We start from the raw sequence: 12,799 nt of genomic DNA, 5'->3' as shown, positions 1-12,799 counted from the left end.
GGCTTCGCACGCGAGGTCGGCGACTCACTGGTCTTCATGGACGGCGGCGTGGTGGTCGAGTCCGGCCACCCGCGCGACGTCCTGGGCAACCCCCAGCAGGAGCGCACCAAGGCGTTCCTGTCCAAGGTTCTGTAGGCCGGTACGGCACAGGGGCGGTACGGACTTCTCTCCGTACCGCCCCTTCTCCATGCCACCGCCTGTTTCAGCGCCGGCACCAGCGCGTCGCTCGGCGATGCCCACACCGCCCGGGCCTCTCCGAAACCTGCCTCGCGCAGGGTGCGCGCGTGCCAGGCCGGGGACGGTATGTCGCCATCAGCGTGCTCGCCGTGGATGCGCAAACGCTCGGCGGTCGGCTCGGCGAGGACCGGGTCCTTCACGGCGAGGGCCCACCAGTCGGCCCAGTCGACCGCCCCGGCGGCGAGGGCGCGGTCCATGCCGGCGTGGCGGTGGGCGCTCGGCCGCGTTGATACGGGGCGTGGACACGTCCTTCATGCGGTCGGCGTTCATGAAAACGCCGCCGTCCCGGACCAGCCCGGCGAGCCGGCCGTAGAGCGCGGTGAGCGGCTCGCTGTGCAGCCAGTGCGGGGCGGTCGCGGTCAGCACCGCGTCGTACGAGGTGTGCGGCAGGGCGGCCGTCCAGTCCGGGGCCTTGAGGTCGGCGGCGTGGAAGGTGACGCGCTCGTCCCCGGCGAAGTACCCGCGGGCGATCGTCAGCAGGGCGGGGTCGAGGTCGACACCCGTACTGGTGGCCTTCGGGAACCGCTGGAGCAGCCGGTCCGTGATACTTCCCGTACCGCAGACGAGGTTCAGCACCCTCGGCTCGGTGCCGACCATGGCCTCGCCCCCCCGTAGCCCTCAGTCATGGGGGACCCCACCCGGCATCACCCGGAACCGCTCCTCGCGGTCGGGCAGATACCACTCCTGATGCCGGTTCCAGCTGTCCTGTCAGGCCCGCCGGTCGGTACCCGTCCTCGTACCGAAACCCTCTCGTCCGTAATACCCTCGAAGCAAAAGCAGCTGTTACGCCGACACCAGACCGTCGCGGTAAGGACTACAAGTGGAACTGGCCTATTACTCGGACTACGCCGTACGCCTGGTCAACACCGAGGAGCCGGGCCGCAACAGGGACTCGCTCACCTCCGTCGAGGCAGTCCGCGAACTGTTCGGCCCCGCACCACAGGGTGGGCGGCGCGCCACGGACTCGGACGTCACCCGCTTCCGGTCCGTCCGCGGCCGCCTGCGCGCGGTCTTCACCGCGGCGGACGCGGGCGAGGAGACCCAGGCGGTCGATCTCCTCAACGCGCTGCTGCTGGAGTTCCCGGTGAGCCCGCAGATCTCCGGACACGACCACCGCGACGAGGACGGCCGCCCCAAGTGGCACATGCACCTCGCCGACCACCCGTCGAACGCGACTGCGGGATACGCGGCCATCGCCGCGATGGGCCTCGCCTTCCACCTGACCGAGTACGGCGTCGACCGCCTCGGCCTGTGCCAGGCCGCGCCCTGCCGCAACGCCTACCTCGACACCTCGACCAACCGCTCGCGCCGCTACTGCTCCGACCGCTGCGCCACCCGCGCCAACGTGGCCGCCTACCGGGCCCGCAAGCGCCTGGAGACCGAGCGGTCGGCCGGCACCAGCCGCACAGCGGAGACGACCCAGGACGCCACGTAGAACGGGGTGCGGCGGCGCCCCGGCAGCATGGGGCGGTACCGGGCGCGCACCCGCGCGAGCACCAGCTCGTCCGGCACGGCGCCGAACGCGCGACTGTCCACGACCTCGTCGTTCGGATTGTCCCCCAGCACCCACCAGCCGCCGTCGCGCCGCTCGATCAGCCGTTTCACGATGAGCAGATCCTGCTGAAGCGGATGACGCAGCACCGCGACATGCCCCGGTCGCACCTCGGCGCCGTTGTGCACGAGCAGCTGGTCGCCGTGCCACAGCGTCGGGTACATCGAACGGCCGGTCACCTCGGCGATGCCGAACGGCGCCCTCGCCTGACTCGCCTGCTCACTCATCGACCCCTCCGGCTCCACCGTATGTTCCGCCACCGGTCCCATGGTGACCCCGGACTTTTGCCCTAAGCCCCTGGGGGCACTCGCGAAAACCCGTCTGCCACGGAGTAATCTCCCACCTGAGAAGACGATCACGAGGAAGGACAGCTCAATGCTCTCCCGCCTGTTTGCCCCCAAGGTGAAGGTCAGCGCTCACTGCGACCTGCCTTGCGGTGTCTACGACCCGGCCCAGGCCCGCATCGAGGCGGAGTCGGTCAAGGCCGTCCAGGAGAAGTACCAGGCCAACGAGGACCCGCACTTCCGCGCCCGCGCCACGGTCATCAAGGAGCAGCGCGCGGAGCTCGCCAAGCACCACGTCTCGGTGCTGTGGAGCGACTACTTCAAGCCCCCGCACTTCGAGAAGTACCCGGAGCTGCACCAGCTCGTGAACGACGCACTGAAGGCCCTGTCGGCCGCGAAGGCGTCGACTGACCCGGCGACGGGCCAGAAGGCTCTGGACTACATCGCCCAGATCGACAAGATTTTCTGGGAGACCAAGAAGGCCTGATTCTTGCTCTCTGACCTGCGGTTTTCTTTGATCGCCTGGTCGTCCTGTCCGCACCCGGTCCGTCCATGACGGACCGGGTGCGGTCTTTCCGCCCGGCCCGACATTGCATGATCATGCGAATACCTGCATACTCTTGCCATGTCCAAGGTCCTCACCTCCCTCCCCGCCGGCGAGCGCGTCGGCATTGCCTTCTCCGGCGGACTCGACACCTCGGTCGCCGTCGCCTGGATGCGCGACAAGGGTGCCGTCCCGTGCACGTACACCGCCGACATCGGTCAGTACGACGAGCCCGACATCGCGTCCGTGCCCGGCCGAGCCTCCGCCTACGGTGCCGAGCTCACCCGGCTCGTCGACTGCCGTGCCGCGCTGGTGGAGGAAGGGCTGGCAGCGCTCGCCTGCGGCGCGTTCCACATCAAGTCGGGCGGGCGCCCCTACTTCAACACCACGCCGCTGGGGCGCGCCGTGACCGGCACGCTGCTGGTGCGGGCGATGCTGGAGGACGGGGTGCAGATCTGGGGTGACGGCTCCACCTTCAAGGGCAACGACATCGAGCGGTTCTACCGGTACGGGCTGCTGGCCAACCCGCACCTGCGGATCTACAAGCCCTGGCTGGACGCGGACTTCGTCACGGAGCTCGGCGGCCGCAAGGAGATGTCGGAGTGGCTGCTCGCGCACGGGCTGCCCTACCGGGATTCGACGGAGAAGGCGTACTCGACGGACGCCAACATCTGGGGCGCCACGCACGAGGCCAAGATCCTGGAGCACCTCGACACCGGCATCGAGACGGTCGAGCCGATCATGGGCGTGCGCTTCTGGGACCCGTCGGTGGAAATCGCCACCGAGGACGTGACGGTCGGCTTCGACCAGGGCCGCCCGGTCACCATCAACGGCAAGGAGTTCGCCACTCCGGTCGACCTCGTCATGGAGGCCAACGCGATCGGCGGCCGGCACGGTCTGGGCATGTCCGACCAGATCGAGAACCGGATCATCGAGGCCAAGAGCCGCGGCATCTACGAGGCGCCCGGCATGGCGCTGCTGCACATCGTCTACGAGCGCCTGGTCAACGCGATCCACAACGAGGACACCGTGGCCGCGTACCACAACGAGGGCCGGCGGCTCGGCCGGCTGCTCTACGAGGGCCGCTGGCTGGACCCGCAGGCGCTGATGGTGCGCGAGTCGCTGCAGCGCTGGGTCGGCGCGGCGATCACCGGTGAGGTGACCCTGCGGCTGCGGCGCGGCGAGGACTACTCGGTCCTCGACACCCGGGGCCCGGCGCTCAGCTACCACCCGGACAAGCTCTCCATGGAGCGGACCGAGGACTCGGCGTTCGGCCCGGTGGACCGGATCGGCCAACTCACCATGCGCAACCTGGACATCGCAGACTCCCGGGCGCGGCTCGAGCAGTACGCGGGCCTGGGCATGGTCGGCACCGATCATCCGACGCTGATCGGCGCCGCGCAGGCGGCCTCGACCGGTCTGATCGGCACCATGGACGAGGGCGGCGCCCAGGTGATCGCCTCGCGCGGCGAGGGCACGGCCGAGGAGACGATGCTGGACCGCGCCGCGATGGAGTCCGGCACGGACTGAGACCGGTCACCGGTCGTACGCACCTGGGCAGCGGGTGTCGGCGATTCCCTTCCGCCGGGGCCCGCTGTCGTCTGCCCGGGAACTCAACTCGCGATGAGCGTCACCGGTTTCCTTCGGTGCCCTTGGCAGCCGGTGCGCCCCGCGCATGGACAGCGGCGCGCCGCGGAAGCCCTCGATCCGGCGCAGTTGCGTGGTCAGCGACGGCCGGCTCGCCCGAGCCGCCGGGCGAGCTCGTGCAGGCTCCGGTGTCGGCGATGGCACACAGCACACGCGGATGCCTCACCTCGAAGTCCATGCCGTCGAGCGCACGTCGGCCCCAACTGCCCCGCCAGACACCCATCTTGGGGCACCGCCGTGAACGCAAGTGGGTCACGCCTGGGCCGGCTCGCGGTCCCCGAGCTCCGCGCCGGGCGGCAACTGGCCCCGGATACGGGCGAGTGCGTCCTCGAAATCGCCGTCCGCCACGCCCGCCTCATAGGCGGCGCCGCCGCAGTGCAGTGTCAGATTGAGCTCCGCGCGGTCCGGCCCGGCACCGTCCTGCGCCGGCTCGCCCAGTGTCAGCAGGCAGCTGAGCGTCGCCTGCTGCACCTCGCTGTCCACCTGGACAGGCAGCGGCATGTCCCATTCCAGTACGCAGGAGGACAGCGTCCCGCCACCCTCCGCCCGCAGGGCGGCGAAAGTGACGCCCTGGTACTCAACACCTCTGATGCGCGTACGCACTTGGCCGTCGGCCGCGGTTATCGTGACCGCTTCCGCGCCGGCCCGGTCGCGGTACCAGCCCGCCCAGACCTCAGTCGACTCCGATGACATGCGCGGACTGTAGCGGTAGGCCTGACCCCGACGTGCAGGAGGTGCCGCTTGGACGTCCGCCGGCCTGCGCGGCGGGCGGCGGCTCACTTCTTGCTGACCTCTTCGCCGGATGTGCCGCCGCCCTCGTCGGCACTCAGGGGACAGTCGGGGTTGCGGCACGGCCCCGGTTCCCAGACGGGGACGAACGCCCCCAGTGTCTTGTGCCGTTTGACGACCGTGCCGACAGGCTGGCCGCAGGCGGGACAGACAGGTTCTTCCTGCGTGCGGCGCGGGACTCGTTGCGACCCATGTCCTTCACTGTCCATATGGCCAGAATATGCCGCTACGGGCGCCTCGGACAGCGGGACGGCCGCCGTCAGTCCTGCCCGGTGTGCTCCGCTTCGGGCTTCCTGGCGTACTTCCTGACGACCGCACCGTTATCGAAGGAGCGCAGGGACTCCAGCGCGAAGTCGGCGAGCCGGAACGGGGCGGAGAACATCGGCATGCCCGCACCCAGCACGACCGGGTACGTCTTGATGACGAGTTCGTCGACCTCGCCGATCAGCTGGCCGGCCAGATGCGCACCGCCGCAGAGGTAGATGCCGAGGCCGTCCTCCTTCTTCAGGTCCCGGACCGCCGCCGCCACGTCGCCGGAGACGATGCGCACGTTCGGGTCCGGCGACTGCGTGATGCTGTTCGACGCCACGTACTCGCGCAGATGCGCGTACGGGCTGGTGATGCCGATCCGCAGGGCCAGGTCGTAGCTGGCGCGGCCCTGGATGATCGTGTCGTACTCGCGGTTGGGCACGTCGTCGATGCCGAAGGCCCGGCGGGCCGCGGTCGGCAGGGTGTCCGGCGCCTCGTTCTTCAGGTACTCGATGAAGTCTTCGGTCAGATCACGGGTGAAGAAGTCCGCCTCACCGTCCGGAGCTCCGATGAAGCCATCGATCGACGCGGCGACGAAGTAGCTGAGCTTGCGCAAACCTGATCCTTTGGTCGGGAGTGAGCCGGCGGCGGCCCGGTGAACACCGGGCCCTACCACTCCATCCATAGTGCTTAACTTGTAGTGGTCTACGCAAGGCTCTTTCACGACGGGATGCGGAGGAAGTGGTTCCGGGCGCGGGGCACGGCACGTGCTCGCCAGGGCCCCGGCGCGCCGGGGCCGCACGCGCACGGCCCCCGGCGCGCCGCATGCGGTACGCCGCCGGCCTCAGTGCATGCGCCGCGTGACGAACTCCGCCAGCGCCAGCAGATCCCCTGCCGCGGCGAGGTCCGGCACGGCACGCGACAACTCCCCCAGCGCCCGCGACATCCGGTCGGCCGCCTGCATCTGCGCCCAGTCCCGGCCACCGGCCCGATCGACCGCGTCGGCGGCGCGGGCCACCGCCGCGGCGTTCATCGGCTCCCGGTACAGCTCGGCCAGCTCGGCGCCGGCCGGCGTGCCCGATACCAGGGCGGCCACGACCGGCAGGGACTTCTTGTGCGCCGCGAGATCGGCCCCGGCCGGCTTCCCGGTGCGCCCCGGATCTCCCCAGATCCCGATCAGATCGTCGATGAGCTGGAAGGCGAGACCGGCCTGGCGCCCGAAGGCGTCCAGAGCGGCGACCTCCTCCTCCCCCGCCCGCGCGTACAGCGCGCCCATCGCGCACGCGCAGCCCAGCAGCGCACCGGTCTTGGCCGTCGCCATCCCGAGGCACTCCTCCAGCGTCACCTCCCCCGGTGCGCGCTCCTCGAAGGAACAGTCGGCCTGCTGGCCCGCGCACAGCTCGATGACACAGGCCGTGAGCCGTCCCGACGCGGCGACCGCGCACGGATCCCGGTCATCGGCCAGCAGCCGCAGCGCGAGGGCGAGCAAGGCGTCCCCGACGACGATGGCGTCCGCGGCGCCGAACACCCTCCAGACGGTGGGACGGTGCCTGCGGGTGACGTCCTCGTCGATGACGTCGTCGTGCAGCAGTGTGAAGTTGTGTGCCAGCTCCACGGCCGCCGCGGCCCGCACGGCCCGGCGCGGGTCACCGCCCAGCGCCCGGCAGGCGGCGAGCACCAGCGCGGGCCTGATGGCCTTGCCGCCTGCCCCGGCGGCCGGGCTGCCGTCGGCCTGCTCCCAGCCGAAGTGGTACCTCGCCACCCGGCGCATGGCGCCCGGGAGAGTGTCGATGGCGGAACGGAGCTCGGGCTGGACCGCGCCGCGGGTGCGCTCCAGCAGGGCGACGGCCTCACAGCCCTCGACGGTGTCCGGCATGGTCAACGGGCGGTCCTTTGCTCGACGGCTGGCGGCTGTGCGGGCCGGGGCGTGGTCAGGGGGTGTCCGGCGGATCGGGGCCGGACTGCGTGCGGGCCGGACAGGCCCAGAGCCCGACAGGCCACGGCGTCCGATGCATGGGCCTTCCCAGGGCCGTAGGCGCGAGGGAGAGGGCCTTCCCAAGCCGGCAAGGGCCGAGGGAGACGGCCCTTCTCAGGCCGGCAAGGGCCGAGGGAGGGGCTCCCAGGCCCGTAGGCCCGTAGGCGCGTAGGCCCATAGGCGCGAGGGAGATGGCCTTCCCAGGCCAGCCAGGGCCGAGGGGACAGCACCGCAAGGCGCCTGAGTGCCCTCATGTCGGAGCCATGAAGGCACTTCGGCAACGCGACGTGCGACCTCCCCCATGCGCCCGAAGGGATACAGAGCAGTGCCATCGTGGGGCGGCCCCGGGCGGCTCTGGGGCTGCGTCGCGGCCCCGGCCACGACGCACCGGACAACAACCCGCGACGCGCCCCCGGTGCCTCACTTGGTCAGCGCGGGCGGCTCACCTCCACGTTCTCCAGGACGCCGAGGGCGTCGGGGACGAGCACGGCTGCCGAGTAGTAGGCCGTCACCAGGTACGAGATGATCGCCTGCTCGTCGATGCCCATGAACCGCACGGACAGGCTGGGCTCGATCTCGTCCGGGATGCCGGTCTGGTGCAGTCCGATCACGCCCTGGTCGGCCTCGCCCGTACGCATGCAGATGATGGACGTCGTCCGGGCGGCCGAGATCGGGATCTTGTTGCACGGGAAGATCGGCACGCCCCGCCAGGCCGGCACATGGTGGCCGCCGATCTCCACATGGTCGGGCACGAGGCCCCGCTTGTTGCACTCGCGCCCGAAGGCGGCGATGGCGCGCGGGTGGGCGAGGAACAGCTTGGAACCGCGCCGCCGCGACAACAGCTCGTCCATGTCGTCAGGGCTCGGCACACCGTCGTGCGGCTGCAGCCGCTGACCGTAGTCGCAGTTGGTGAGAAGGCCGAACTCGCGGTTGTTGACCAGCTCGTGCTCCTGGCGCTCGCGCAACGCCTCGACGGTCAGCCGCAACTGCTGCTCGGTCTGGTTCATCGGCTGGTTGTAGAGGTCGGCGACACGGCTGTGCACCTTCAGAACGGTCTGCGCGACGCTCAGTTCGTACTCGCGGGGGGCCGCGTCGTAGTCGACGTAGGTGTGTGGGACGACGGCCTCACCGACATGGCCCGCCGACAGGTCGATCGCCGCTTCGCCGTATGTGTTGGTCCGCTGGTGGGGCAGCGCGGCAAGGTCCGCCAGATGGGTGCGCAGCGACTCCGCGCGGTCGGCGAGGTTGAGCACGTCGTACCTGGTCAGGACGAGCACGGTGCAGGCCGTGGCCGCGCGGGCGGTGTACCGCCAGACGGCTTCCCGGTCCGTGAGGCACTGATCGCCGAAATACGCACCGTCCGCGAGGACTTCGACCACGGCCTCGTCCCCGTAGGGTCCCTCGCCGACCTGCTCGACCCGGCCGTGCGCGAGCAGATAGATCCGGTCCGCCGCGTCCCCACCGGTGGCCAGCACCTCGCCGGGCGCGAACTCCCGCTGCTCGCACCGCTGCGCCAGCTCCATGAGCGCCGTATCGTCAGCGAAGTCGCGCAGCGCCGGTAGCTCGCCCAGCTCGGCGGGAATGACCGTGACCCGGTCGCCGGTCTGCACGAATGTCACCCTGCCGTCGCCGACCGAGTGGATCAGGCGCCGGTTCACTCGGTACGTACCGCCCTGCACCTGCACCCAGGGCAGCATGCGCAGCAGCCACCGTGAGGTGATCTCCTGCATCTGCGGGACGGACTTCGTGGTGGTCGCGAGATTCCGAGCGGCGGCGGTGCCGAGACTCTGCTGGGGGCCCTGCTCCCGGACGTCCTCGCCGACGGTTCCTACCGAACCGACCGTCATGTAACTCCCTCTCGATCACGGGTCTGACCTGCGAGAGAAAGCCTTCCAGCGCAGTGCGTCACGGCGCCATTACACAAATGAGTGGGACTGGATCGCCTCGACCGGGGCAGCGGCCGGATTCGCTCGCACATCCGGCGACAATGAGGGCATGACCGGGCAGACATCCGACCTTGCCGCCGTGCTGCGGCCCCGGCTGCCCTCACCGCTGCAGCCCGTCGAGGACGAGCGGTTCGACCGCTACGGGGTACGGCTGCTGCTCAAGCGCGACGATCTGATCCACCCCGACCTGCCCGGGAACAAGTGGCGCAAACTCGTCCCCAACCTGTACGCCGCCGCCGGCCGTACGGTGCTCACCTTCGGCGGCGCGTACTCCAACCATCTGCGCGCCACCGCGGCGGCGGGCCGTCTGCTCGGCTTCCCCACGATCGGTGTCGTACGGGGTGACGAACTGGCCACGCGCGCGCTGAACCCGTCGCTGCGCCGCTGCGCGGACGACGGCATGCGCCTGCTGTTCACCGACCGCGCCACCTACCGCGCGAAGGACGACCCCGCCGTGCTGGTACGGATCCTGCGCGACGCCGGAACCGGGACCGGGGTGGGGCTCCGGTCGGACGACGTGTACGTGGTGCCCGAGGGCGGCAGCAACGCACCGGCCGTACACGGCTGCCGGGAGCTCGGCCGTGAGCTGCGCGACCTCGACGAGGACATCGACGTCGTCGCCGTCGCCTGCGGCACGGGCGGCACGCTCGCCGGTCTTGCCGCGGGCCTCGGCCCGGGCCAGCGCGCCATCGGCTTCCCCGTACTGCGCGGCGGCTTCCTCGGTGACGCGATACGCGCGCTTCAGGCGGCGGCCTTCGGCGGCCCGGCCGGTGACTGGTCGCTCGACGACCGCTTCCATTTCGGCGGCTATGCCCGCACGAGCCCCGGACTCGACACGTTCGCCCGGGACTTCGAGGAGCGGCACGGGCTGCGCGTGGAGCGCGTCTATGTCGCCAAAGCGCTCTATGGACTCAGCGTGCTCGCCGCCGAGGGCGCCTTCCCCTCAGGTACCACTCTCGCGGCCGTGGTCACCGGCCAGGAGGACGGGTCGGGTCAGGCCCCCTCGCGGTAGGCCGCCGCCTCCTCCAGGTCAAGCCGACGCAGCAACGTGCGCATCATCTCGTCGTCGATCCGGCGCCGGTTGCGCAGCTCGACGAAGACGTCGCGCTCGGTTGCGATCATCTCCCGGGCCAGGCGCCGGTAGGTGTCGTCGGCGGACTCCCCGGTGATCTCGTTGACCGAGCCGAGCCGCTCCCACACGGCGTTGCGCCGGCGCTCCAGCACGCTGCGCAGCCGGTCGGCCAGGGGCTGCGGCAGGGCGTTGCGCTCGTCCGTGAGCAGTTCCTGAAGCCGCTGTTCGGCGGCGGTGGACGCCTCGCTCTGCGCCTGGGCCTCGGCGAGCGTCTCGGCGTGCACGTCGCGTCCGGGCAGCTTCAGCGCGCGGATGAGCGGCGGGAGGCTCAGGCCCTGCACCACGAGGGTGCCGATCACGGTGGTGAAGGTGAGGAAGAGGACGAGGTTCCGGGCGGGGAACGCCTCGCCGTCGGCCATGGTCAGCGGGATGGAGAACGCGATCGCCAGCGACACCACCCCGCGCATGCCGGCCCAGCCGACGATCAGCGGAGCCCTCCAGGTGGTGTCCGGCTCACGCTGCCGGATGCGCCGGGACAGCGCGCGGGGCAGGAAGGTCGCCGGATAGACCCAGACGAAGCGCACGACGACGACGGTGACGAAGACCCCGGCGGCGTACCACAGGGACTCTCCCACGCCGTACTCCCCGAGCTCCTCCACCACGAAGGCCAGCTGCAGTCCGATCAGCGCGAACACCACTGACTCCAGCACGAAGGAGACCATCTTCCACACCGCCGCCTCCTGGAGCCGGGTCGCGAAGTCGACCTGCGAGGAGTGGTGGCCCAGGTAGAGCGCGACGACGACCACGGCGAGCACTCCGGAGGCGTGGACCTCCTCGGCGGCGGCGTAGGCGATGAACGGGATGAGCAGGGACAGCGTGTTCTGCAGGAGCGCTTCCTTCAGGCGGGTGCGCAGCCAGTGGATGGGGATCATCAGGACCAGCCCCACGCCGATGCCGCCGAGCGAGGCGAGCGCGAACTCCCCCAGGCCCCCGGCCCAGCTCGCGCCCTGGCCTACCGCGGCGGCCAGCGCCACCTTGTACGCGGTGATCGCGGTGGCGTCGTTCACCAGGGACTCGCCCTGGAGGATCGTGGTGATGCGGTTGGGCAGTCCGAGCCTGCGGGCGATGGCCGTCGCGGCGACCGCGTCCGGCGGCGCGACGACCGCGCCGAGCACCAGGGCGGCGGTCAGCGGCAGATCGGGCACGATCAGGTACGCCAGGTAGCCGACGGCCAGCGTCGCGAAGAGGACGTAGCCGACGGAGAGCAGCGCAACCGGGCGGATGTTGGCGCGCAGGTCGAGGTAGGAGCTGTCCAGGGCGGCGGTGTGCAGCAGCGGGGGCAGCAGCAGCGGCAGCACGATGTGCGGGTCGAGGTGGTAGTCGGGGACGCCCGGCACATACGAGGCGATCAGCCCCGCCGTCACCAGCAGCAGGGGCGCCGGGATCGGGGTCCGGCGGGCGGCGCCCGCGACCGCGGCGCTCGCCGCGATGAGTCCCACCAGTGGCAATGCTTCCATCACACCGACCTCGCGTCCGTCACCTGCGCCGTAGTCTGGCAATCATGAGCGAGTGCGCGCATGTAGCGGAACTGCCCCTGCCCGAGCCGGTGCCGCTGAGCGAGACGTGCCCGGAGTGTCTGGCGGTGGGCAGCCACCCTGTCCAGCTGCGACTGTGTCTGGTCTGCGGCCACGTGGGCTGCTGCGACTCGTCGCCGCTGCGGCATGCGAGCGCGCATTTCCACGAGACGGCGCACGCGGTGATGCGCAGTTTCGAGCCGGGGCAGAAGTGGCGGTGGTGCTTTGTGGACGGTTCGATCGTCTGACGCGTGGGTACGTCAACCATCCCGTGGTTCCGCGCAATTGGACCGCGCAGACCTCTAGCCACTGTCCGTACTCATATGCTTACCATGAGTGACAGTTGTCAGCTCGGGGGTCCCCGGCGACACGGCACCATGGATCGCGATAGCGTCGCCAGGCCAGTACCGGCTACGTAATCGACTACGTACCGCATGGCCGCGGGTCCTCTGGCCCGTGGCCCAGAAAGAGCTTGTGCCACCTTGGAGGTGAGGGTGTCCCAGATCGCAGGCGAGCCCGGGACTCAGGACTTCGTGGAAGTCCGGCTGCCGGCTGCGGGTGCCTACCTGTCCGTGTTGCGTACGGCCACGGCCGGTCTCGCAGCGCGCTTGGACTTCACCCTCGACGAGATCGAGGATCTGCGGATCGCGGTTGACGAGGCGTGCGCGATCCTGCTCCAGCAGGCCGTTCCCGGGTCAGTCCTGAGCTGTGTGTTCCGGCTCGTGGACGACTCGCTGGAGGTGACGGTCTCGGCGCCCACGACCGACGGCCGGGCCCCGGAGCGCGACACATTCGCCTGGACGGTGCTCTCGGCACTGGCCGGCAAGGTCGACTCCTCGGTCGCCGACGACCGTACGGTCTGCATCAGCCTGTACAAACAGCGCGGCGCGGGACCCGGGCCGGCGTGAGCAACGGAAACGGGGATGGTCC

The 12,799-nt window shown here is 70.5% G+C and carries 12 protein-coding genes and 2 pseudogenes; 7 read left to right on the top strand and 7 right to left on the bottom strand.

All coding sequences use genetic code 11. From position 1 onward, the window contains the following. Positions 1 to 135: pseudogene (locus ACH5AF_RS22905) on the top strand (ectoine/hydroxyectoine ABC transporter ATP-binding protein EhuA); the annotation flags it as partial. A gap of 65 nt (positions 136 to 200) precedes the next feature. Here the strand turns inward: ACH5AF_RS22905 and ACH5AF_RS22900 are convergent. Next, a pseudogene (locus ACH5AF_RS22900) lies at positions 201 to 912 on the bottom strand (class I SAM-dependent methyltransferase); the annotation flags it as partial. A 145-nt stretch (positions 913 to 1,057) separates the two neighbouring features. On the opposite strand from ACH5AF_RS22900, the gene ACH5AF_RS22895 reads away from it, so the two are divergent. Beyond that, on the top strand, positions 1,058 to 1,672 hold the full coding sequence (locus tag ACH5AF_RS22895; RefSeq protein ID WP_398903666.1) for a CGNR zinc finger domain-containing protein: 615 nt from the start codon (positions 1,058 to 1,060) through the stop codon (positions 1,670 to 1,672). Here ACH5AF_RS22895 and sodX read toward each other — a convergent pair. Beyond that, on the bottom strand, positions 1,591 to 2,016 hold the full coding sequence (gene sodX / locus ACH5AF_RS22890) for a nickel-type superoxide dismutase maturation protease (protein ID WP_398903694.1): 426 nt from the start codon (positions 2,014 to 2,016) through the stop codon (positions 1,591 to 1,593). The genes ACH5AF_RS22895 and sodX overlap by 82 nt on opposite strands. A 148-nt stretch (positions 2,017 to 2,164) precedes the next feature. Here sodX and sodN point away from each other — a divergent pair, with 148 nt between their 5' ends. Further along, the gene (gene sodN, locus ACH5AF_RS22885) at positions 2,165 to 2,560 is read left to right on the top strand and encodes a superoxide dismutase, Ni (protein WP_089511141.1); all 396 of its coding nucleotides are present in this window, start codon (positions 2,165 to 2,167) and stop codon (positions 2,558 to 2,560) included. A gap of 138 nt (positions 2,561 to 2,698) precedes the next feature. Beyond that, positions 2,699 to 4,147: an argininosuccinate synthase gene (argG, locus tag ACH5AF_RS22880; protein ID WP_398903665.1), complete on the top strand. Its 1,449-nt coding sequence runs from the start codon at positions 2,699 to 2,701 to the stop codon at positions 4,145 to 4,147. 369 nt (positions 4,148 to 4,516) lie between these two features. On the opposite strand, the gene ACH5AF_RS22875 is transcribed toward argG, so the two are convergent. The 4 genes from ACH5AF_RS22875 to ACH5AF_RS22860 form a co-directional block, all read right to left on the bottom strand. Continuing rightward, entirely contained in the window at positions 4,517 to 4,957 is a 441-nt protein-coding gene (locus ACH5AF_RS22875; protein ID WP_398903663.1) for a DUF6304 family protein, read from the bottom strand. Between the two features lie 355 nt (positions 4,958 to 5,312). Beyond that, entirely contained in the window at positions 5,313 to 5,918 is a 606-nt protein-coding gene (locus ACH5AF_RS22870; RefSeq protein ID WP_398903661.1) for a dihydrofolate reductase family protein, read from the bottom strand. A 228-nt stretch (positions 5,919 to 6,146) separates the two neighbouring features. Beyond that, a complete protein-coding gene (locus tag ACH5AF_RS22865) occupies positions 6,147 to 7,178 on the bottom strand; it encodes a family 2 encapsulin nanocompartment cargo protein polyprenyl transferase (RefSeq protein WP_398903692.1) in 1,032 nt (343 codons plus the stop codon). Positions 7,179 to 7,705: 527 nt separating this feature from the next. Beyond that, on the bottom strand, positions 7,706 to 9,124 hold the full coding sequence (locus ACH5AF_RS22860; RefSeq protein WP_398903659.1) for a family 2B encapsulin nanocompartment shell protein: 1,419 nt from the start codon (positions 9,122 to 9,124) through the stop codon (positions 7,706 to 7,708). 148 nt (positions 9,125 to 9,272) lie between these two features. Between ACH5AF_RS22860 and ACH5AF_RS22855 the strand changes: the two genes are divergently transcribed. Then, complete coding sequence (locus ACH5AF_RS22855; protein ID WP_398903657.1) at positions 9,273 to 10,235, top strand: 1-aminocyclopropane-1-carboxylate deaminase/D-cysteine desulfhydrase; 963 nt, start codon at positions 9,273 to 9,275, stop codon at positions 10,233 to 10,235. Here ACH5AF_RS22855 and ACH5AF_RS22850 read toward each other — a convergent pair. Next, positions 10,217 to 11,812 (bottom strand): Na+/H+ antiporter, encoded by a 1,596-nt coding sequence (locus ACH5AF_RS22850; RefSeq protein WP_398903656.1) that lies wholly within the window; start codon positions 11,810 to 11,812, stop codon positions 10,217 to 10,219. The genes ACH5AF_RS22855 and ACH5AF_RS22850 overlap by 19 nt on opposite strands. Before the next feature lie 44 nt (positions 11,813 to 11,856). Between ACH5AF_RS22850 and ACH5AF_RS22845 the strand changes: the two genes are divergently transcribed. After that, a complete protein-coding gene (locus ACH5AF_RS22845; protein ID WP_215178769.1) occupies positions 11,857 to 12,117 on the top strand; it encodes a UBP-type zinc finger domain-containing protein in 261 nt (86 codons plus the stop codon). A gap of 246 nt (positions 12,118 to 12,363) precedes the next feature. Beyond that, on the top strand, positions 12,364 to 12,777 hold the full coding sequence (locus ACH5AF_RS22840) for an anti-sigma regulatory factor (RefSeq protein ID WP_398903654.1): 414 nt from the start codon (positions 12,364 to 12,366) through the stop codon (positions 12,775 to 12,777). The last annotated feature ends 22 nt before the right edge of the window (positions 12,778 to 12,799 follow it).

Origin of the sequence: Streptomyces sp. NPDC018833 (assembly GCF_044390825.1) — a bacterium.
Classification (GTDB): Bacteria; Actinomycetota; Actinomycetes; order Streptomycetales; family Streptomycetaceae; genus Streptomyces.
Note: the sequence above shows the minus strand (reverse complement) of the source record. Positions and strands in the feature narration are given on the sequence as shown.